At 53.0% G+C, this 21,555-nt stretch carries 20 protein-coding genes and 1 tRNA gene; 12 read left to right on the forward strand and 9 right to left on the reverse strand.

What is annotated here, in order from left to right; translation table 11 throughout:
* Positions 1-21: 21 nt before the first annotated feature.
* Positions 22-1,737 carry a bifunctional protein-serine/threonine kinase/phosphatase gene (locus HZS80_RS03580; protein WP_179915194.1) on the reverse strand — a complete coding sequence of 572 codons (1,716 nt, stop codon included), beginning with the start codon at positions 1,735-1,737 and terminating at the stop codon, positions 22-24.
* Between the two features lie 299 nt (positions 1,738-2,036).
* Between HZS80_RS03580 and ppa the strand changes: the two genes are divergently transcribed.
* From ppa to purH, 8 genes are all read left to right on the forward strand, one after another.
* Entirely contained in the window at positions 2,037-2,567 is a 531-nt protein-coding gene (gene ppa, locus HZS80_RS03585) for an inorganic diphosphatase (protein WP_035558619.1), read from the forward strand.
* Between the two features lie 179 nt (positions 2,568-2,746).
* On the forward strand, positions 2,747-4,606 hold the full coding sequence (gene dsbD / locus HZS80_RS03590) for a protein-disulfide reductase DsbD (RefSeq protein ID WP_035558621.1): 1,860 nt from the start codon (positions 2,747-2,749) through the stop codon (positions 4,604-4,606).
* A gap of 357 nt (positions 4,607-4,963) precedes the next feature.
* The gene (gene accB, locus HZS80_RS03595) at positions 4,964-5,428 is read left to right on the forward strand and encodes an acetyl-CoA carboxylase biotin carboxyl carrier protein (protein ID WP_179915195.1); all 465 of its coding nucleotides are present in this window, start codon (positions 4,964-4,966) and stop codon (positions 5,426-5,428) included.
* 31 nt (positions 5,429-5,459) lie between these two features.
* Positions 5,460-6,800, forward strand: a complete 1,341-nt coding sequence (gene accC / locus HZS80_RS03600) for an acetyl-CoA carboxylase biotin carboxylase subunit (protein ID WP_008956427.1) — start codon at positions 5,460-5,462, stop codon at positions 6,798-6,800.
* A gap of 100 nt (positions 6,801-6,900) precedes the next feature.
* Positions 6,901-7,815 carry a 50S ribosomal protein L11 methyltransferase gene (gene prmA, locus HZS80_RS03605; RefSeq protein ID WP_179915196.1) on the forward strand — a complete coding sequence of 305 codons (915 nt, stop codon included), beginning with the start codon at positions 6,901-6,903 and terminating at the stop codon, positions 7,813-7,815.
* A gap of 99 nt (positions 7,816-7,914) precedes the next feature.
* On the forward strand, positions 7,915-8,967 hold the full coding sequence (dusB, locus tag HZS80_RS03610) for a tRNA dihydrouridine synthase DusB (protein ID WP_179915197.1): 1,053 nt from the start codon (positions 7,915-7,917) through the stop codon (positions 8,965-8,967).
* Positions 8,964-9,302, forward strand: coding sequence for a DNA-binding transcriptional regulator Fis (fis, locus tag HZS80_RS03615; RefSeq protein WP_035558638.1), 339 nt, complete (start codon positions 8,964-8,966; stop codon positions 9,300-9,302). The genes dusB and fis overlap by 4 nt, the downstream gene beginning before the upstream one ends.
* A 50-nt stretch (positions 9,303-9,352) precedes the next feature.
* Positions 9,353-10,969 (forward strand): bifunctional phosphoribosylaminoimidazolecarboxamide formyltransferase/IMP cyclohydrolase, encoded by a 1,617-nt coding sequence (gene purH / locus HZS80_RS03620; RefSeq protein ID WP_179915198.1) that lies wholly within the window; start codon positions 9,353-9,355, stop codon positions 10,967-10,969.
* 125 nt (positions 10,970-11,094) lie between these two features.
* Here the strand turns inward: purH and HZS80_RS03625 are convergent, their stop codons facing one another.
* A complete protein-coding gene (locus tag HZS80_RS03625; protein WP_035558642.1) occupies positions 11,095-12,552 on the reverse strand; it encodes an NAD-dependent succinate-semialdehyde dehydrogenase in 1,458 nt (485 codons plus the stop codon).
* Between the two features lie 119 nt (positions 12,553-12,671).
* The gene (folE, locus tag HZS80_RS03630; protein ID WP_179915199.1) at positions 12,672-13,223 is read right to left on the reverse strand and encodes a GTP cyclohydrolase I FolE; all 552 of its coding nucleotides are present in this window, start codon (positions 13,221-13,223) and stop codon (positions 12,672-12,674) included.
* A 341-nt stretch (positions 13,224-13,564) separates the two neighbouring features.
* On the opposite strand from folE, the gene HZS80_RS03635 reads away from it, so the two are divergent.
* The gene (locus HZS80_RS03635) at positions 13,565-14,128 is read left to right on the forward strand and encodes a TraB/TrbI/VirB10 family type IV secretion system protein (RefSeq protein ID WP_179915200.1); all 564 of its coding nucleotides are present in this window, start codon (positions 13,565-13,567) and stop codon (positions 14,126-14,128) included.
* A gap of 11 nt (positions 14,129-14,139) precedes the next feature.
* On the opposite strand, the gene HZS80_RS03640 is transcribed toward HZS80_RS03635, so the two are convergent.
* A complete protein-coding gene (locus HZS80_RS03640; protein WP_179915201.1) occupies positions 14,140-15,114 on the reverse strand; it encodes a serine/threonine protein kinase in 975 nt (324 codons plus the stop codon).
* A 54-nt stretch (positions 15,115-15,168) separates the two neighbouring features.
* Positions 15,169-15,873, reverse strand: coding sequence for a ComF family protein (locus HZS80_RS03645; protein WP_179915202.1), 705 nt, complete (start codon positions 15,871-15,873; stop codon positions 15,169-15,171).
* Between the two features lie 80 nt (positions 15,874-15,953).
* Here HZS80_RS03645 and HZS80_RS03650 point away from each other — a divergent pair.
* Positions 15,954-16,038 (forward strand) — tRNA-Leu (locus HZS80_RS03650).
* A gap of 864 nt (positions 16,039-16,902) precedes the next feature.
* Positions 16,903-17,055, forward strand: a complete 153-nt coding sequence (locus HZS80_RS03655; protein ID WP_179915203.1) for a DUF4113 domain-containing protein — start codon at positions 16,903-16,905, stop codon at positions 17,053-17,055.
* A gap of 1,235 nt (positions 17,056-18,290) precedes the next feature.
* Here HZS80_RS03655 and HZS80_RS03660 read toward each other — a convergent pair.
* The 4 genes from HZS80_RS03660 to HZS80_RS03670 form a co-directional block, all read right to left on the reverse strand.
* Positions 18,291-18,827 carry a porin family protein gene (locus HZS80_RS03660; protein WP_179915204.1) on the reverse strand — a complete coding sequence of 179 codons (537 nt, stop codon included), beginning with the start codon at positions 18,825-18,827 and terminating at the stop codon, positions 18,291-18,293.
* Positions 18,828-19,209: 382 nt separating this feature from the next.
* Positions 19,210-19,365 (reverse strand): hypothetical protein, encoded by a 156-nt coding sequence (locus tag HZS80_RS24050; protein ID WP_374730590.1) that lies wholly within the window; start codon positions 19,363-19,365, stop codon positions 19,210-19,212.
* A 22-nt stretch (positions 19,366-19,387) separates the two neighbouring features.
* Complete coding sequence (locus HZS80_RS23355) at positions 19,388-19,660, reverse strand: recombinase family protein (protein ID WP_246361685.1); 273 nt, start codon at positions 19,658-19,660, stop codon at positions 19,388-19,390.
* Between the two features lie 12 nt (positions 19,661-19,672).
* A protein-coding gene (locus HZS80_RS03670; protein WP_374730587.1) for an IS5 family transposase occupies positions 19,673-20,475 on the reverse strand; the annotation gives its coding sequence in 2 pieces (ribosomal slippage) (positions 19,673-20,136 and positions 20,136-20,475; 804 coding nt in all).
* 306 nt (positions 20,476-20,781) lie between these two features.
* Between HZS80_RS03670 and HZS80_RS03675 the strand changes: the two genes are divergently transcribed.
* Entirely contained in the window at positions 20,782-21,411 is a 630-nt protein-coding gene (locus HZS80_RS03675; RefSeq protein ID WP_179915206.1) for a hypothetical protein, read from the forward strand.
* The last annotated feature ends 144 nt before the right edge of the window (positions 21,412-21,555 follow it).

Raw genomic sequence — 21,555 nt, forward strand, 5'->3', positions numbered from 1 at the left:
CCCGTTTTTTATTGCTGACGACTAACGCAACAGCCAGGAAAGCACGAGCAGCAATAGCAATATACCTGCTACCCCCTGCCAGAAACGCCGCGGCTCCTGGCGGTTCTCTTTCCGGTTCGGCAACCGCCCCAGCGGCACCCTAAGGGCATGCAAGAACTCCGATAGACGCCTAAAGCGCAGAGCCCGCTGCGGATCCAAAGCACGGCGTAGCGCATCGTCCAAGTCCTGGGATATCTCAGGGTTAGTTGTGCGCGCGCTGCGGTAGGTTAATTCTTCAAGATCGGTATGGCTGCGCAGCCGATTGGGCGTCAACGTATAGGGCAAAGCACCGGTCAATAACCAGTAGGTCGTGGATGCCAGCGAGTACTGGTCACTGCGCCGACCAATGCTGTCGGCCAACGCATACTCAGGGGCAGTGTGCTCGTTAAAGCCAATTTGGCGGAGCAACTCACCCGAGTGGCGGTGCCCTTCGCCATCGCGCATATGGCAGGCGCTAAAATCGGTAAGCACCAGCTTGCCGTGCGGGTCGATCAGAATATTATCAGGGTTGATCTGCTGATGAACAATTTCCCGGTGATGCAGCGCCTGCACCGCCTTACCCAGCTGGTTAGCAATATCTAAGCGCTGCGTTAAGCTGGCTTGAGGATGGCGTTCGGCCCACTGTCGCAGCGTTTCACCTTCAATGTGCTGCATCAGGTAATAGAGATAACGGCGCGGCCGCGACGGCTCCATCACTTTGACCACAAACGGCGAATTGACGCGCTCGACCACCCACTGCTGAAGCAGAAAGTGCTCCAGATAAGCGTTGCGCAACGAAAGTTCCGGGCTGGGCGCTTTCATGACCATTTCACGTTCACTATGCACATCGCGGACGCGATAAACCCGCGACTGCGCCGTGCGAGACAGCACAGCGAGAACTTCAAGGCCGTCTAAACGCTCCCCTGGCGCCAGCTCGGGCGGAATCGGCAGGTCACCATAAAGCTGCCCGGGATGCTCTGTCACTTCGTCAGGCAACTCATCGATTCGCACCAACTGGAAGCAGAACTGATCGCCACCGTAGCCACGATCCTGGGCGCGCTGCTTCGCTTCATCGGCAAGCCGTTCGCAGGCGGCATCCAGATCACTGGCATCTTGGCGGATCAAGCGCACATAGTCGGAAGGCAGCAGCGTACCGCGCACACCCTGAGTGGTGAACAAGAACAGGTCACCCTGTTTGAGCGCTATATGGGTGTAATCGATATCAACACTGCCATCCATGCCCAGCGCCCGGGAAGGATAACGGTACCCCCCTAAGTCGGTGACATGATCACGACTCAACTGCTCAAACTCGGCCCCGCGCAAACGGAACACCAGCGTGTCGCCCATGTGAAACAGATGCGCTTCGCGGCCACGGAACACCATCGCCGACATGGAGGAAACAAAACTGCCCTCTTTCACATGCTGGCTTTGGCTATAGCACCAGCTATTGAGCGCGCGCAGCACTCTCGTCGCCGATGTTTTGACATCCCAGTGATCAGGGGTCGAGAAGTAATCGGCCAGAAAGCCGCGCACGCTTAAATCACCGGCCTGCTTGGCCATGGTATTGCGTGAGATAGAGTCGCTGATGACGGCACAGCCACCTTTGGCGCGCAGCAGCGGCGCTTCAGGAAAGCGAACCGACATTGAGCTGCGGTGCAGGCGCCGGTCCGGCGCAACAAATGCTTGACCATAACTGATGAGCAACTGGGCGTGCGACAAGTCATCCTCCTAGGCTGCCGACTCGATCGAGGGACTTCACTGTCAATAAACCCTGCCTATGATACACGCAGCGAAGCAGAAACGATGCCCAACAAACGTCTCTATCGTATTAGCGCGCTTTTATATGCGCTCCTTTTTGATTTCCCACATAATAGGGCAACGGCTAAACCACACCGGCCCACCTATATCGCATTGGTAATCGCGTAGTCATGTTCGTATAATTCTTCGCCATCAACGACTCTGTAACGATTACCTAACCTCTGCACGACTCAAGCCACAGTACTACCAAGGAATCAACGATGAACTTCGATAATATCCCTGCTGGAAAGGATCTCCCCAACGACGTTTATGTGGTGATCGAAATTCCAGCCAACCACGATCCGATCAAATACGAAATTGATAAAGACATGGGTGCGCTACTCGTTGACCGCTTTATGGCCACCCCCATGTTCTACCCCGCCAACTACGGTTTTATCCCGCATACCCTAGCCGACGATGGCGACGCCCTGGATGCGCTGGTCGTGACCCCACACCCGGTTCAACCCGGCAGCATTATTCGCGCTCGTCCGGTAGGCATTTTAAACATGACCGACGAAGCCGGTGAAGATGCCAAGTTGATTTGCGTGCCCCACGCCAAGCTTAGCTCGCTCTATGATGACATTCAGGAAGTCACTGACCTACCTGAGCTGCTGCGCCAGCAAATCGCCCACTTCTTCGAGAACTACAAAGATCTTGAAAAAGGCAAATGGGTAAAAGTTGAGTCCTGGGAAGGCGCTGACGCTGCGCGCAAAGCGATTGAAAAATCCGTTACCGCCTACCAGAAAGCGTAATCGGTTTGTAAAGTTGCTTCTGTGTGTGTGAAAAGGTCGCCTTCGGGCGACCTTTTAGGTTGTTAGGATTAACGCACCATTAGCGACCGCGTCACGTCACCGCAGCGTATACGCGAGAGATTCAAGGTTGCGGTATGCTATTTGTCCTAGCTTGCGATGCCATTGATTAAGGACGCACCGTGTTATCTCTTAAACGCCTGAGCCTACTTCCCTTACTTGTTTTTTTTCTTGGCTGGTTACCGCTGAGCGCACACGCCCAATGGTTTTCATCGTCTAGCAACCAAGATGAATTTTTACCGGTAATGGAAGCCTTTCAGCCTACCGCTTGGCACGATGGAGAAACGCTTTTTATCGGTATCGACATCACCGATGAGTACTATCTTTATCGGCATCAGTTTGCTGTCTCCAGTCAGACTGAGGGTATAACACTTGGCGAACTCAGCATCCCCGAAGGCACATTCACCAACGATGAATTCATGGGCGATGTTTACATCTTCCGCGACCAAGTGGTATTTGAAGTACCGATCAGCGCCCCCTACGCAGGCCCGCTAAACGTGGAGTTAACCTTTCAAGGCTGCGCGGATGCAGGGCTATGCTATCCACCGGAACGCTTGAGCCTACAAGCGAGTGAGACTGAGCCGCCCAGTCAATTTGCGAACTGGCAAGAAGGAGATAGCGCCGCTATTAAAACCGCTACCTCTACTTCACAGAGTGACTTCACAGGCCCCAAAAGCGAAGATAGACGCTTTAGCGCTTTGATTAGCAATGCGAGCTTACCGTTAGCGTTAGGACTGTTTTTTATTGCCGGCCTTGGGCTTACCTTTACCCCCTGCGTACTCCCAATGATCCCGATTCTCTCCTCAATCGTCGTCGGCCAGAACCCCACCCGCCCACGCGCCTTTGCCCTCTCGTTAAGCTATGTACTGGGCATGGCGCTGACCTACGCACTGGTCGGGGTCTTGATGGGGCTGTTCGGCGCCGGCCTTAATCTTCAGGCGCGCTTACAGTCGGCACCGGTGCTTATCACTTTCGCCGTACTCTTCACGCTCTTTGCACTGGCGATGTTCGGGGCATTTACGCTGAATCTCTCGCCTCGCTTGGCCAACCGTATTGACGCTTGGCAGGCTCGCGCTCAGCGCAGTGGCCCAGCGGGTTTAGCGTTAGCAGGCGCGCTCTCCGTACTGGTGGTATCTCCCTGCGTTACCGCGCCATTAGCCGGAGCACTGGTCTTCATTTCCTCAACCGGCGATGCAGTCATGGGGGGCGCGGTGCTCTTTGCGCTGGGTCTTGGCATGGGCGTACCGCTTCTTTTAGTCGGCACCTTTGGCGCCACGCTGTTACCCCGTTCGGGCGCCTGGATGAATGGCGTAAAGATTGCCTTTGGCCTGTTGTTACTGGGCGTGGCAATTTGGATGATCGAGCGTTTAGTCGCTGCGCCCATTGCACTACTTCTATGGGCATCACTCGCGATCGGCACAGCACTCGCGTTGGGTGCATTGAATTTCAATCAGCCGCAAGGGTGGCCGCGGGCACGTCAAACACTAGGGGTTTTGCTGCTGGCGTGGGGTGTCTTGCTGGTCATTGGTGCCGCGCAAGGTGGCAGTAACCCGCTGCGCCCTCTTGCAGCCACCTCCAGTGTGTCCGGAGAGTCTCCAGTGGCAGAGCTTGATTTTATTGAGGTCGATAACCTTTCAGCGCTTGAGGCAGCCATCGCTCAAGCGAACAGTGCTAATAGGCCCGCGTTTGTTCACTTTACCGCTGACTGGTGTATTTCATGTAAGCTGCTTGAGCGCGATGTTTATCCTGACCCACGTGTTTCAGCGGCACTAGAGGGTTACACGTTAATTGCCGCAGACGTGACGCAGACCGACCCACAAAGTCGTGAGCTGCTGGATCAGTTCAATCTTTTCGGCCCGCCAAGCCTGCTGTTTTTCAGTCAAGGCAAAGAACTTCGTGATGCGCGCATTCAAGGCGAAGTCACCGCCGCCCAACTGCATGAACATCTTAAATCCGTTAGCCAGTGGCTTGCCAATAGTTGAGCCACCACCCTACGAGTCTTGCCCACTAAGACACTTAAGCAGCGTTCTGACGCGAATATCGTCAAACAGTTGTTTAAATCTACATTCAGCGACAGTTTAAGCACTGGCTAAGGCTGTCGCTGGACATCCTGGCACTTTTTCGGCAAACTCCGCTCCCATATTAGCTAAAAACTTCCTTTTTTAGGGGTGAGAACGGGGTAACGTTCGCTAACATGCAGCGTTCTCTTCATTTTTAAATTTGGTTTACTGCGCCTATAGATGAGCCGCGCAGCGCCGCACAGCGGCTCGCCTATAGGCCACGGTTACTGTGTGATTATTTCTCATAATCTTCTTTTATGACATTGATGGGGCTATGCCATGGATATCCGCAAAGTTAAGAAACTGATCGAACTGCTCGAAGAATCCAATATTAGCGAGATTGAAATTCAGGAAGGCGAAGAGTCAGTTCGCATCAGCCGTCATCCTAACGGCGCTTCTTGGCAGCCGCAGCCGATGCCGCAATATGCGCAGCATCCTGGCTACCAACCAGCCCCCGCTCCTGCCTCGGCACCTACCGCTGAAGCCGAGCCCCAGGGCGCCAGCTACCGTGGTGAAGCAGTCAATTCGCCGATGGTAGGTACCTTCTATCGCAGCCCAGCGCCGGGCGCCAAGTCGTTTGTAGAAGTCGGTGATAGCGTCAAGCAAGGCGATACCATTTGTATTATTGAAGCCATGAAAATGATGAACCAGATTGAAGCTGACCGCGACGGCGTGGTGGAAGCCATCCTGGTAGAAGATGGTGAGCCGGTCGAATTCGATCAACCCATGATCGTCATCGCTTAATCCTTCATTTTCAACACGGGTGGACTCTCCCATGCTGGACAAGGTACTTATCGCCAACCGCGGCGAGATTGCCCTCCGTATCCTACGGGCCTGTAAAGAACTGGGCATTAAAACCGTAGCGGTACACTCCAAAGCTGATCGTGAACTCATGCATGTTCGCCTGGCGGATGAAGCCGTGTGTATTGGACCGGCATCATCAGCGCAGTCTTACTTAAATATTCCGGCCCTGATCAGTGCGGCCGAAGTCACTGATTCGACCGCTATTCACCCCGGTTACGGCTTTTTGTCTGAAAACGCCAACTTTGCCGAACAGGTTGAGCGCTCGGGATTTACCTTTATTGGCCCCCGCGCAGAGACGATTCGCCTGATGGGCGATAAAGTCAGTGCTATCCAGTCGATGAAGGAAGCGGGCGTTCCCACGGTGCCAGGCTCAGACGGCCCCTTAGGTGACGATGATGCGACCAATTTAGCCACCGCGCGTCGCATCGGCTACCCGGTCATCATCAAGGCAGCCTCCGGTGGCGGTGGTCGCGGTATGCGTGTGGTACACACCGAAGGCCACCTGCTTTCGGCAATCACCGTTACTCGCACTGAAGCCCACGCCGCCTTTGGTGACGGCACGGTTTACATGGAGAAATTCCTCGAAAAACCGCGCCACGTCGAAGTTCAGGTGCTAGCCGATGGCCAGGGTAACGCGATTCATCTTTATGACCGCGACTGCTCACTGCAGCGTCGTCACCAGAAAGTGCTTGAAGAAGCGCCTGCGCCAGGCCTGGACCCGGAAGCCCGCGCCCAAGTGCTTGAAGCATGCCGCCAGGCGTGTATTAAGATCAATTACCGTGGCGCAGGCACCTTTGAATTCTTATACGAAGACGGCGAGTATTTCTTCATTGAAATGAATACCCGCGTTCAGGTAGAGCACCCTGTCACCGAGATGGTCACCGGCGTCGATATCGTTAAAGAGCAGCTACGCATTGCCTCGGGTCTACCACTGTCGATTCGCCAGGAAGATGTAAAGCTCAACGGCCACTCCTTCGAGTGCCGAATTAACGCTGAAGATTCACGCACCTTTATGCCCTCCCCTGGCAAGGTAACGCTGTTTCACGCACCGGGTGGCCTGGGTGTCCGTATGGACTCCCACCTCTACACCGGCTACACCGTGCCGCCGCACTATGACTCACTGATCGGCAAACTGATCACCTGGGGCGCCGACCGTGAAATAGCGCTGACGCGCATGCGCAATGCCCTTGACGAGCTGCTGGTGGAAGGTATTAAAACCAATATCGACCTGCAAAAGGATTTAGTTCGCGACAGCTATTTCCGTCAAGGCGGTGTCAACATTCACTACCTGGAAAAGAAACTCAGCAGTTAACGTCTTCCAGCGCTATGCTTGATGCCCAACGGGGTGGCCATGTCCACCCCGTTTTTGTCTTTACTGTATTTGCCTTTAATTCGCCCCGCGGAGACTCTCCATGCCCTGGCTTCAACTCAAAGCCCACGTTGCTCCCGAACAGGCAGAGTTCCTCGAAGGACTGCTGCTTGACGAAGGAGCGACGGCCATTGGCCTTCAGGACGCCCACGATGATCCGGTATTTGAGCCAGAGCGTGGCACTACACCGCTATGGAAAGATACCATCCTCACCGGCCTGTACGATGATCTGGAGGGCGTCGAAAGCATGTTGGAGCGTATTGAGGCGGCATGGTCCGAACAGATGCCTGAAGAGCCCTGCCCCACCATCGAATATGAGCTACTGGCTGACCGGGACTGGGAGCGGGAATGGATGGATGACTTCACACCGCTGCAGATGGGTCAGCGGCTGTGGATCGTACCAAGCTGGCACGAACCGCCCCATGCCGACGCCGTTAACTTGATTCTCGACCCCGGCCTGGCCTTTGGAACGGGCACGCACCCGACCACAGCGCTGTGTTTGGAGTGGCTGGATGAACTGGCCGTTGCTGGGCACTTAGCCCAGCAGACCGTACTGGATGTGGGCTGCGGCTCCGGCATTCTCGCTATCGCCGCGCTCAAGCTCGGCGCTAGCCATGCTGACGCCACCGATATAGACCCGCAGGCACTCCAAGCCAGCCGTGACAACGCCGAGCGTAACGGTATTGCCGAGCCGGATTTAACTCTTTATTACCCAGAGCAGTTAAGCGATGGCGGCGGCTATCCTGTTGTGACCGCCAATATTTTAGCGGGCCCGCTGGTTGAGCTTGCGCCAATGATTGCCGGGCATGTGGCCCCTGGCGGCCGCATTGCGCTATCCGGCATCTTGGCGAACCAGGCAAATGAGGTTTATGAAGCCTATGCCGCACAGGGAATCGCCATGGAGGAGCCAGTGATTCGCGAAGGCTGGGTGCGACTTAACGGCCAGCGTCCGCGTTAAAGCGGCAAACGGCCTTCACCCCATCACCGAGTAGGCGTATCATACGCCCCCTTGAAACGCCTACTCGCCGCTAGCCCAGCACACATAAAGCCTAACGCCATGACTGTAGCCAATGCACCAGCCACCAATGAGCCCGTCACCATTGGGACGTATGCATTACCCAACCGGGTAATTCTCGCGCCCATGGCCGGCGTCACCGACCGACCTTTTCGCCAGCTGTGTCGGCGGCTGGGTGCTGGCTGGGTGGTGGGGGAAATGGTGACGTCAGACCCCAGCTTATGGCACACGCGCAAATCGCAGCTACGGATGGACCATCGCGGAGAGCCCGACCCGCGCGTGGTACAAATCGCCGGCGGCGACGCTGAAATGCTGGCGCAGGCAGCGCGCTTGAATGCCGAACTGGGGGCGCAGATCATCGACATCAACATGGGCTGCCCCGCGAAAAAAGTCTGCAACAAAGCCGCTGGTTCGGCGCTCCTTCGCGATGAAGCCTTGGTTGCCGAGATTCTTGACGCAGTAGTCTCGGCGGTCGATATTCCAGTAACGCTGAAAATTCGCACCGGCTGGTGTGCCGAATCAAACAATGCCCTGCGAATTGCCCGCTTAGCTGAGTCAGCAGGCATTCAAGCACTCGCCGTACATGGCCGTCACCGCCAGCAGCGCTATACTGGACAGGCAGAGTACGACACGATTGCTGAGATAAAATCTCACCTCTCGATACCGGTGATAGCCAATGGCGACATAACAAGTCCGGAAAAAGCCGCCGAGGTACTCGCTTATACCGGCGCTGATGCCGTCATGGTAGGCCGTGGTGCTCAGGGCAACCCGTGGATATTTCAACAGATTAACCACTATCTTCAGCATGGGGAACGGTTGGCGCTACCCACCCTTGTGGAGCGCCGCCACGTGCTACACGGGCATGTCGAGGCGTTGCATGAGTTTTATGGCACGACTATGGGTGTGCGTATTGCGCGCAAACATGTCGGCTGGTACCTCAGCGACGACCCACGCTTTACGCAGCCTCAGCAGCGCGCGCTTAAGCAGCAGTTCAATGCGTTAGCGTCACCTGAAACGCAATTTGATTGGATCAACGACGTGATGGCCCCCGGTGCTGCCATACGTTTGCTAGCCAAAGGAAGCCATGCTGCATGACCGAACGCGATCTTCTCTCTAGCGACACCCGTGCCAGCGAAGGCTACTCCCATTTAACGGGCACGCTTGCGGATCCCGCTGCTAGCTCACCACCACAGCCGCTTAGAGAGGCTGTTGAAACGGCAATGCGCCGCTACTTTGAGCATTTAGATGGCAGCCAAGCCAGCGACCTTTATGCCATGGTGATGGCCGAAGTAGAGGCACCATTACTCGCCTGCGTTTTGGAGCACACAGACGGCAACCAGACCCGTGCGGCGGATGTGCTCGGCTTGAACCGCGGCACCCTGCGTAAAAAACTCAAGCAATACGGACTTATCGAAGGTGACGCCCCCTAACCCTGGGGCGTTGTTATTTTCTATTCTCGACACTGCATACGAGCATTCTTATGGCTGATAATCCTCTCATGGCTGATAGTTCTTCCTTGACTGACAGTAGCGCCACCCCCGTCCGCCGCGCTCTTTTGAGTGTTTCTGATAAAACCGGCATTGTAGAATTTGCCCGTGGCCTGACTCAACATGGTGTTGAACTGCTCTCCACGGGTGGCACCTTCCGCCTACTGCAGGAAAATGCTATTGCAGTGAAAGAAGTGTCTGAACACACCGGCTTCCCCGAAATTATGGATGGCCGGGTTAAAACGCTGCATCCAAAAATTCACGGCGGCATCTTGGCGCGCCGTGGTCAGGATGATGCGGTCATGGCCGAGAACGACATCACCCCGATCGACATGGTGGTCGTCAACCTCTACCCATTTGCCGCCACAATTGCCAAGCCTGATTGCACGCTGGAAGATGCGATTGAAAATATCGATATCGGCGGCCCAACCATGGTACGCGCCTGCGCCAAAAACCACGCCTACACCACTATCGTGGTCAATAGCAGTGACTACGCGCGGGTACTAGGCGAATTGGCCGCTCAAGATGGCCAGGTGAGTCGCGCCACGCGCTTTGACTTAGCGGTAAAAGCGTTTGAACACACCGCTGGCTACGACGGCGCGATTGCTGACTACCTGGGTCGCCAAGTGAATGCTAGCGATAAGACCTTTCCTCGCACCTTTAACCTGCAGCTCAATAAAAAGCAGGACATGCGCTACGGCGAAAACCCGCATCAGCAGGCGGCTTTTTACGTTGACTCCCAGGCGAGCGAGCCTAGTGTCGCTACCGCCACAATGCTCCAAGGCAAACCCCTTTCGTATAACAATGTCGCCGATACTGATGCCGCCTTTGAATGCGTAAAAGCTTTTACAGAAACGGCTTGCGTGATTGTTAAGCACGCCAACCCCTGCGGCGTCGCTATTGGCGCAACCGCCTTAGCCGCTTACGACAAAGCCTTTGCCACCGATCCGACCAGTGCGTTTGGCGGCATTATCGCTTTCAATACACCGCTGGACGCCGAAACGGCCCAGGCAATTATTGATCGCCAGTTTGTCGAGGTGATTATTGCCCCCGGGGTCAGCGATGAAGCCGCTGCCATTGTGGCGAATAAGCAAAACGTACGCTTGCTGGACGTCGGCGCCCACTGGCCCGGCGAGCAGCAGCCTGCGCTGGACTTTAAGCGTGTCAACGGCGGGTTACTGGTGCAGGAACGTGACGACGGAATGGTCACCCGTGACAACCTGACGGTGGTCAGCCAGCGCGCCCCTAGCGAACAGGAGCTGCGTGATCTGGCTTTTGCCTGGCGAGTGGCCAAGTTCGTCAAATCCAACGCCATTGTGTATGCCAAAGAGGGCCAAACGGTGGGCGTTGGCGCGGGCCAAATGAGCCGCGTTTACTCGGCTAAAATTGCCGGGATCAAGGCCGCCGACGAAGGCCTTTCGGTGCCTGGTTCAGTGATGGCGTCTGACGCCTTCTTCCCGTTCCGCGACGGCATTGATGCCGCGGCAGCCGCAGGCATTACCGCCGTCATTCAACCGGGTGGCTCCATGCGCGACCAGGAAGTAATCGACGCTGCCAACGAAGCAGGCATTGCCATGGTGTTTACCGGCATGCGCCACTTCCGTCACTAAGGTCAGCCACGACGTTTAGCCACACTATCGGCATCAAACTGATGCTGTAAAAAACTAGCCCCCATCAGCAGCGCGCTGATGGGGGCTTTTTTACCCCGTCTTACTTAAAAAAGAACACTTAGGGCTCAGCCAAGATCAATACATAGATACTTGGTTTCGAGGTACTCTTCCAAGCCCTGATGGCCGCCTTCACGGCCTAAGCCTGAGGCTTTGACACCCCCAAACGGCGCAGCGGCATTAGAAATGGCGCCGGTATTAATCCCGACCATACCGTACTCAAGCGCCTCAGCCACGCGCCATACGCGGGAGAGATCACGCGAATAGAAGTAAGAAGCCAAGCCATACTGGGTATCGTTGGCCATTTCAATCGCCGTCTCTTCATCGTCAAACGGGAAGACAGCCGCGAGCGGGCCGAAGGTCTCTTCGTGGGCCACCTTCATCTTGTCGGTCGCAAAACTGATCAGCGTCGGCGTAAAGAAGTTGCCACCCAACGGGTGCGGATGCCCGCCCAACAACAGCTCTGCACCATTATCGATGGCGTCCTGCACATGCTCACTGACTTTTTTAACCGCATTGCCATCGATGAGCGGACCGATATTAATATTCGGCTTAGTGCCATCGCCGACATGCAGCTCGCTGTTCATGGCAACCGCTAGCTTTTCGCAAAAGGCATTAATCACGCTGGACTGAACCAGGAAGCGATTAGTGCAAACACAGGTTTGCCCGGCGTTACGGAATTTAGCGGCCATGGCGCCTTCTACGGCGGCGTCTAAATCAGCATCTTCAAACACGATAAACGGCGCATTGCCGCCCAACTCAAGCGAGATCTTCTGCACGTGCTCCGCCGCTTGCGCCATTAGCTTGCGCCCTACTTCGGTGGAGCCAGTGAAGGTAATCTTGCGCACTTTGGGCGACTGGGTCATGGCTTGGGCAATATCGCTGGCACTGCCCGGCACTACGTTGAACACGCCGCGGGGAATACCGGCACGTTCTGCCAATAACGCGAGCGCAGTGGCTGAAAACGGCGTCTGGCTGGCAGGTTTAACCACGATCGTGCAACCTGCTGCTAGTGCCGCACCAGCCTTACGGGTAATCATCGCCGCTGGGAAATTCCAGGGCGTAATGGCCCCCACAACACCGACGGGCTGCTTAGTCACCACAATGCGCTGGTTAGCTTTAGCGGCAGGAATGGTTTCGCCATAAACGCGCCGCGCTTCTTCGGCAAACCAGCGCAGAAAACTGGCCGCATAGGCAATTTCGCCCGCCGCTTCCTTGAGCGGCTTACCCTGCTCGTAGGTCATCAGCATGGCGAGATCCTGCTGGTGCTCCATCATCAGATCGTGCCATTTCATCAGCAAATCCGCTCGCTCCTGAGCGGTAAGGGCACGCCACGCCGGTAGTGCAGCATCCGCCGCGTCTATCGCCCGCTCAGTCTCAACTTTTCCCAAGCGGGGAATATCGCCAATCGCTTCGCCGGTTGCCGGGTTTAATACGGTGATCTGTTCGCCGCTATCCGCCGCGACCCAACTACCGTCTATATAGGCAAAGGGGCAATACAGCTGTGTTTCTTTTAGCGCTTCCATGACAGACTCCTGACCAAAATGATGGCCTTATAGGCTCATTAACCTCTTCATGCTAAGACGAAACACCCCTTTAGACCAAGTTTACCGCGTGCTTTACTCGCTAATTACCGACAGTTGACTCAGTTAATCAGCATTAAAAACTCTTGCCGAGTCGCCTGATTGCTACGAAAACTACCCAGCATTACCGATGATGTCATACTGGAATTTTGCTTCTCTACGCCACGCATCATCATGCAGAGGTGACGCGCCTCAATGACCACAGCAACGCCCGTTGCCTGAGTCACTTCCTGAACAGCATCTGCAATCTCACGGGTTAAATTCTCTTGGATCTGCATACGGCGCGCAAACATATCGACAATACGGGCAAACTTAGACAATCCTAATACTTTACCGTTTGGCAGATAGGCAATGTGGCATTTACCGATAAAAGGCAGCAGGTGGTGTTCACACATTGAATAGAGCTCAATGTCTTTCACCAATACCATTTCATCCGTTTGCGATTCAAACACCGCACCATTAACGATCTCATCCAAAGACTGAGAGTAGCCAGCATTCAAAAACTGCATAGCCTTGGCTGCACGTTTCGGCGTATCTCGTAGCCCTTCACGGTTTGGATCTTCGCCTAGTGCTGAAATTATCTGGCGATAGTGCTCGGCGATATCATCGGACATATTAAGCCTCTTCAAAAACTGTATCAAAACCGTGCGCAATCGCGTCCAAACGGTCACCTAGGTCTCTAACCCTTTGCGCATGAAAAAAGTAAAACTACCACTAGAGGGGCGTTAACCACCGCCTTTCTCTACCCAAGTTGTACAAAAAGTATACTTTTCATAAAAAACGCACAACAAATATTAATTAATTCCATTATTTTACCGCATCTCGCCTGCTGTTGGCTTCTCTAACTGCGGCAGAGCGCCGCGGTGCTCACTTTGCAACCTAGGGGCCTGTGCTATGATAAATCATTATTATTGATTGCCTTTACTTCTTCAGGCACCACCATTGAGAGTTCGCCATGTCATTTAAGCCAACGCCCTTTTGGTTAACCGCCATTGCGGTCCCCTTTTATTTCGCCACACCGCTACCTTCTTTCGCCGCAGAAGCGACACTTTCACTGCCCAACGAAGCGACTGTTGGCGTTGAGGTTGTTGAAGAGCTTACCTTTGAGTCAAACCAAGCACGTCTTAACGACATATTGCTACACCCCACTCAAGCTGAGAGAGCTTCGCACTCGCTGCCGGAATATTGCGTCATCGTGGGCAATGCCCAATTAGTCGATGAGCGCATTCGTGTTACCACGAAAGATGCCACCTGCATTGAAACACACGATGCAGACAGTGATATTTTTACGGGTGAATTCAGCGCCAGCGCGTATGCCGAAGATGGCCAATACGGCATCGCGTGCGAAGGCACTCCATGCACGCTTTCTCCTGGAAAAACGTTCGTTCTCACGCTGAATGAGTCCCTAGAGATTAAAGAGCAGGACAACCCCTCTGAAGAATTGAACGAGCAACGCCGCCAAGTTGACGGAGAAGGCGTCGCTAACCCCGTGCCCCGCGAAGAGGCCGTACCAGATTAAATCGCCCCTATTTACGCCAGCCAGCGGGGATTGTCTAACTGCAGGCACTGCTGCTCTAATTGGCGGATATGCTGATCCCAATAGCCACTATCCGCCAGCCAGGGAAAAGCACGGGGAAAAGCGGGATCATCCCAGCGAGAGACCAGCCACGCTGAGTGCCTAATTAAACGATAACTTCTCAGTGGTTCTATCAACGCCATCTGATCAGTAGGAAATGAGCAGGTTTCCTCATACCCTTCGGTAATTTCACTTAGATATGATCGCCACCCCTGGGGGTCATCCGTGGGCAGTAGCATCCAGATATCCTGCATAGCAGGCGCCATGATACAGTCGTCAAAATCGACCAACGTAAAGTCCTCATCACGCCCCAGCACATTGCCCAAATGGCAATCACCATGGCAGCGAATCATGCTACTGGCGGGCACAGTATGTTTTACAAGCTGCTGATGCACCTTTTCAATTACATTATCGTAGGCCCGGCGCTGATGACGGTTCAGCCAATTACTGGCCAGCACTCGCTGCTGAGCATCTAAAATACCACTCGCCATTTCTAGCCAAGGACGGTGCTGAAACGTTTTTTTGGCCGACACTTTATGCAACCGCCCTAACACCTGCCCCATGGCAAATAAGTGCGATGGATTATCTAACTCTGGCGCCTGGCCTGGGCAGTGGGGAAACAGCGCAAATCGATACGCTTTAAAATAGTGTAACGAGACACCCGCCCTATCACGCCAAGGCGCAACTACCGGCACCTGCTGACTAGCGAGCTCCTGTAAAAAATCGTGCTCTTCCTGAATCGCCGCGTCTGACCAACGATCAGGTCGATAAAATTTAACGATCCAGTTTTTGCCGTCGCCATCACGAAACAACAGCACACGGTTTTCATAGCTATTTAGCGCAAAAGGCTCGCCCGCAGGCCAGATATCCAGCGACTCCACTGCAGACATCACTAAATCAGGCGAAAGAGAGCTAAACGGGTGTGACATAGGCCACTCCTGGGTTGGCGAAAGCGCTATTGAGTAAGCGAAAAGACTATTCTATCAATCCTTACCCAGGGGCGTCCGCGCGGTCGCCCAAATATCCACACGTTCTGCTCCCGCATCTAACGCCGCGCGCGCCAGTGCGTGCCCCGTTGAACCCGTCGTAACAACATCATCGATTATTAATAAATGCGCCGGGGGCGGTGATTCAAAGACAAAGGCACCCGCCAGATTGGCAACCCGTTGGCGGCGATTCAACGTGCGCTGGGAGGGAGAATCCTTTACTCGCCTGGCAGACACCAATGGCACACCAAGCTGGCGACTGAGTCTCTCGGCTAACCACTGCGATTGATTAAATCCTCGCGCCCGCGCATGCGCTGGGTGCATAGGTACCGACAACAGTGCGTCTGCTTGGGTAGGCGGCGGCGTTAATACCATTAACTCTGCTAACAACGTACCCGCCCGCGGAGAGGCGTGAAATTTAAAATCATGTACCAGCTCTTTAATAGGCCCCTGATATAAAAGCCCCGCTTGGGTGGTCGAAAATGCCGGTGGGTCAATTAAACAGTGCCCACACAAGCTAGCCCCATGGGAAACAGGGTCACCGCACTGGCGACAGGCATGCAGGTTCCACGGCAGCCCGACCAAACAGGCGGTGCACCACCCCCGCCCCGCCAAGGCGGGTGCCAAACAAAAGGCGCAATAGCCAGGCATGGCCTGCTTTAGCCAATGGCCGCCACGTTGTAGCCATTGTTTTACCTTCATGCCTTCTCCCCGATCGAGGTAGTAATATTAAACTCATGGTTGACTTCTATCACGAAGTTGATAATATACGCCTCGTCTTAGCGGATGTGGTGGAATTGGTAGACACGCTAGATTTAGGTTCTAGTGCCGTAAGGTGTGGGAGTTCGAGTCTCCCCATCCGCACCAATTACTTTATGAATTTCAGCATCTTAGCTTTTACTTGTCCTGCTAAGTTGTCTCCAAACGGTCTACATTTGGCATAGTTGGTCAGTTTTTTAGTCAACTTTAAAAGCACCTGATCAGGTGCTTTTTTTGTGCCTGTAATTTAGCCCAGCTCTTCTCACGTTGTACCGAACAACCAATATTTTCAATCTTAGGCAGCTAGACACGTTACAGCGCAGGCCTCTGGCACAATCTGGACACAGTGACTTATAAGCGTTTGGAGCATGAGCACAATGCAGCCCCACGGTCATGACTGCCGCGCAGCTGTAGCCAGTGTGCAAAAAAATCAAACGGGTCCTGGATTCTTGCATTGACTTAATCTCAAGGCATCTTATGCTGAGAAAGTGCGCTACGCACACCTTTGAATCAACAGTGGAGGCAAATATGCCTTTAGACTTGAAGAGCAAAAAATCATTGGTTTTGTCAGCATTTCCGGACGTGTTTTCGGTTGATTTTGACCGATATAGAGACCGCTGCGTCGTGACCGATAATTCCAATGGCAGGGTGCTGGGGTTTTCAATGACCTACTGCAACACCTGGTTTCGTGTAGTCAATCGTCTTTCATGCATTAGAAGCTTCTTACGCAATGAGCTTAACCATAAAATCAGCTACGCATGGGAGCGGGACAACATCATCTGATAAGATCATAGATATGCGCAGGATGTGCTATCTATCAATTGCCACCTCCCACTTCTATTTCCCCGCCTTTTAATTTAACCCTCCAGCCCTTACCACCCAATTACTTTAGCGGTTCCAAACGACGGATTTTAGCTCGGGCTACTCGCTGAACCGATTAGCGATGAGAAGAGAGCCAAGAATGAAAAACTAATGGCGACGTTGGACAAGCTCAATAGAGAGCACGGCAAGAACACAGTGAGGCTGGGTATGCCAAGGAAGATCAATGCATGGGAATTGCGTTGCGAGCATCGAACCCCGCGCTACACAACGAACTGGAATGAACTGCCGTTAGTAACGTCGTAGAGATGCCTTCCCTGGCCATCCTGAATCCTACTCTACTGCTCTACTGCTCTACCATTCGCCTTCCCTGACGTGAAGCGTTCGTCATGCTTAAAGCGGCGTCCCTGGCGTCACACGCACACTATAATTGCTTCACTCGCCCACGCATGTAGGAGATTGCCGGTAAAGTTTGTAGGAAATAGCTTACGCACGCATCAGTATCATCAGCACAAAAAAAAACCGCTAACGCGGCATTACGAGGTTCTCCTGATCATCATCAGGGGCCACTGAACAGGGTGTCGCGGACGTTACAAGAGGTCGCCCAGGATCTCACAGTCTCATGTAACGTTGTTCAGTGCAGTGGGGGATGGGCCCATACGGATGTCGGATCGTCAGATCTAATACAAGCATGGGTGGCAGGAGGGGAAAAACCTTACCGGAGCCTTGATGCGAATAGCATCAGCTCCGGTAAGGAGTTTTCTACCCTCCCCACCGGATGCCATATTAAAAAGACTATTAACAACACCACTCTTATAGCAAAAACGAATAAATCTGAAGATTGACTATAACTTAATTTTTCTTTTTATCGCTGAAAATCACTTCACCTCTCAAGCTCTACACTTACTCAACATGCGCATGCTAGACACCTAAAACCATGTTTTATTAACCTCCCTGCTCTCTGCGTAACTGACTCACTAGCCAATCGTAATGTGACCGTTCAAAAGCTGTAAACCCTTGTTGCCACGTCAACAAACTTAAATTCGCGAACGCGAGAACGCGCGCCGACGTCGCGGACACTTTGCCGGAAAAGAGTTCGCCACTGAGTCGGGCCTGAGCTTAAAGTCCTAGGTTTTTTGCAGATGCTGTGAGGAATGCCGCCTATTCGAGAGACGCAATAGGCACCTCCCTTACAGAGCCAGCGGGGCCGTATTTTCTGGCGTCCAATAGTGACAAATAACGCCCTTATACATAAAAGCTGAGCGCAGGCTCTCTGGATGGCGCTAGATCGAGCAAAGAGGCATCCTTGAGCGCGTTAATATCCAGCATAATAGTTGAATCTTAACGGTGCTTAGCTGCGCAAACGCGTCCACTCTGGTAAGAATTTTCGATTCTCCTCACCGAATTTCCTTGCGTCCATTATCGTTAAACCCTACTCGTTGATGCAATATGGAAGGGAATCGCTCACAAACTAGGGACTATTGACGTTTAAAAAAAGCCGCCCAAATCAAGGCGGCTTCAATGCAAATAATAGACGCTATTCAGAAGTGATAGCTAAGACCAATGCTGGCGGCGCTCAGGCTATAATCTGATTTATCTAGATAGGAAACATACTCAAGCTGGCCGGAAACTTGGGGCGTGAAGTTAACTTGGACACCAGCACCATAAGAGAAGCCATCGTCGTCATCAGAAATAGAGGTGAAACGATTTGAGAGGGTGGCTTCCGCATAAGAAAAGCCCAACAGGCCGTAAAATGAGAACACTTCGTTAACCGGCAGGTAGCCCGTCACGTATACCCCCATCAACTGGTCAAGCTCAGCATCAACGTTCGTGCCACTGACGGTATCTTCACTTAATCCAGTGCCGAGACGGCCTTCAACAGCAACGTTATCTGTTAAGAAATAGCCACCGCGTAGCGTCAAACCGGTAGGATTTATATCGTCTACGCCCTCAACATCGTATGTGTAATGGCTAGCGAGCGCGCCCACATAGCCAGAGCCTGCACTATTGGCAACAGCAGACGTTGTAGCAAGCGTGAAGGTAGCAGCGGCGATGGCAATAGATAAATGCTTTTTCATTATGAACTCAAGTAGTTTTTTTGATAATCCGGCCATCATTGTAGATTAAGTAATATTAGAAGTATGTAAGTATTCTCTTACAGTGCTATCGGTGACTCAGTTTGATGGTGACAAATCTGTTATTCAGCAATGCGTTTTGCAGAGCTAAAGGAGGGATGGGGAAGCTTTCTTTAGCCTACGATTACCTATGATTACCGAAGTAAAACAATGGGATGGAGTCCTCCGCACTCTTAAGCGGCATTTGTGCGCTAAGTTAAAAAATGAAAACTCCATTTGCTCCCATTTGGTCGAGAAGAGTTTTCCCATGAACATTACTCGCGTCAACAGCCCCTAGTTGGACTGATTACGGGCATCATTTAATTGACAAATGCTTGTGGTCTATTTACACACTAGATAAGGACTCATGTTGCGGCATAGCTTTCAACCACTCCTCAGCCTGTGCCCTCCGCCAAGCCCGCTTCACCGATGGAGTGGAAATTCCAAAATGCTCGGCAGTCTTGGCAATCGATTGTTTATTCTGTGATCGCCATAGTACCACCGCTCGATCATCAATGACCTTCTCACGACCAAACGGCAAGCCATCTTTCTTTGCGCGCGATACCGGCCATTTGCTTCGCCTTTATACTGCACAGCTCCAGCTCGGCAATTGCGGCAAGCATCGTCAACATCGTTTTGCCTATCGGAGCGCCCAACTCAAATCCTTCTCTGATTGAAATTACCGAAACACCTTTTGCATGCAGAGATTCAACGGTGTTTAACACATCAATTGTATCGCGGCCTAATCTGTCGATGGCATAAACAACTAGGATGTCGCCCTCGCGCACATAACTCATTAAGAGCTTCTTTCAAAACTGTCGCGTGAGCCGCTTCAAGCAGATCAGGGAGCAGCCCAGTAAAGTGAACACATAGTGGATGTCAGTGCGCCGCTCATATCGTGTTGCGAGTCGACGCATCTGTTCCAGCCAGGCGAAGGTTCTTTCAACCACCCAGCGATGGCGTCCCAGTCGCTGAGTATCTTCCACACCACGTCTGGCTATACGCGCCTGAATATAGCGCCTATAGCAGGCACGGCGAAAACGAGCGAAGTCGTACGCCTTGTCGGCGTGAAGCTTACGAGGTCGCTGGCAAGGACGGCCAAGACGACCTGCGACGGGGGTTACCGCGTCTAGCAGGACAGATAGGGGAACGCTGTCATGCATATTGGCCCTGGAGAGAACGACCTCCTGCGGTGTTCCCTTTCGATCCGTCAGTAGGTGCCGTTTAGTTCCGGGTCGCCCACGGTCTGTCGGGTTTGGGCCAATGGCTGATCTCCCTTTTTTGCCTTGATGGAGACACTGTCCATGCAAGCACGATCCCAATCCAGTTGTTCAGCTTCTTGCAGGTATTCCAGCAACGACTGATGAAGCTTTTTCCAGACACCGGCTTCATGCCAGTCACGCAGCCGTCGCCAGCAAGTGACACCGGAACCGCATCCCCTTTCTTGAGGTAACATCGCCCAAGGGATGCCAGACTTAAGAACAAACAGGATGCCGGTCAAGGCGGCACGGTTGGAAACACGTGGTCTGCCACCATCAGGCTTGGGTGGTTCAGGTGGCAAGAGCGGCTCGACAATTTCCCAGAGTTCATCAGGTACAATCTTCTTAGCCATATTAGCGAAGCTAGCCACGTAGGCGAGCTATTTCAAGGGTTTTGAAAGGAGCTCTAAGGCTTTTTTTGCGTTGTTATCCCTCGCTTTAAATCATTAATGGCTCAATGCCATTTTTTCCGTGCTTAGTATTTGCCAAATTACATACTTTTAACAGGCTGACTTAGCTCCTCTTTTCCGCTAGGCTCTGTTAAAACGACTAACCGGATACTCGTCTATGCCTCAATGTGAAATGGCTTACTGCGAGTAATTGACACCAATACTATCGCCAATGACTACCTCCAATAGCTATGAGAAGGATCTCTAATAATGGAATGGCTCAACGATAATGCCCAAGCCATCTCGGCAATAGCAAGTATTTGCACCCTCTTCGTCTGGGTTTTCTATGCCCAATTGCTTTATAACGGCTATGTCCGCCAACGTCGCCCTCGAGTGATCATTAACCGTGGCAAAGGGATTGGTGTGGATGCTATTTGCCTAATCAGCAATATGAGCAGTGAAGCAATCTATGTTCAACACCTTGTGGCGGTGCTGCATACTCAAAAAAAGAGTTACTCTCTGGATGTGGTGGAGTACCAGCAACACGGCAGCGAACAACAGGAAGCCAGCTACCGCACCCATCAAGGCCCGTTAGCATCGGGGGATTACCTTAATATTCAGTCGTTTGGCGACATTGTCAATCAGGTTAAGCAATATTGGGAAATTGATGACAGCCTGCTTCACGAGCAGAATATACAACTCGAAATTCGTGTCATTGCCATTTATGGCTCTGAAGATATGCCCACTGGCGCCTCAAGGTCTTTTAATCTTGATCTAGACGCATCGCCCAACCGCCAGCTTATTCCGGCTAGCGTTGATACAGACCGACTCAATAGCCGTGGCCAACGTAAGCGCGTACTTGAATGGGCAAAAGAGATCGAGACTCATAAAGCACGTTAAACCCTTACCTTTGCAAAGCTGATTGAATCGCCCCGGGTTTCGTAGACACCTCTAGGCCTTATACTAAAGGTACCTAGGAGGATCCATGAGCCATCCCCGTTACACTGAAGAATTCAAAATCGAAGCCGTTAAACAGGTGGTAGA

This window comes from Vreelandella glaciei (assembly GCF_013415125.1).
In the GTDB taxonomy this organism is placed as follows: Bacteria; Pseudomonadota; Gammaproteobacteria; order Pseudomonadales; family Halomonadaceae; genus Vreelandella; species Vreelandella glaciei.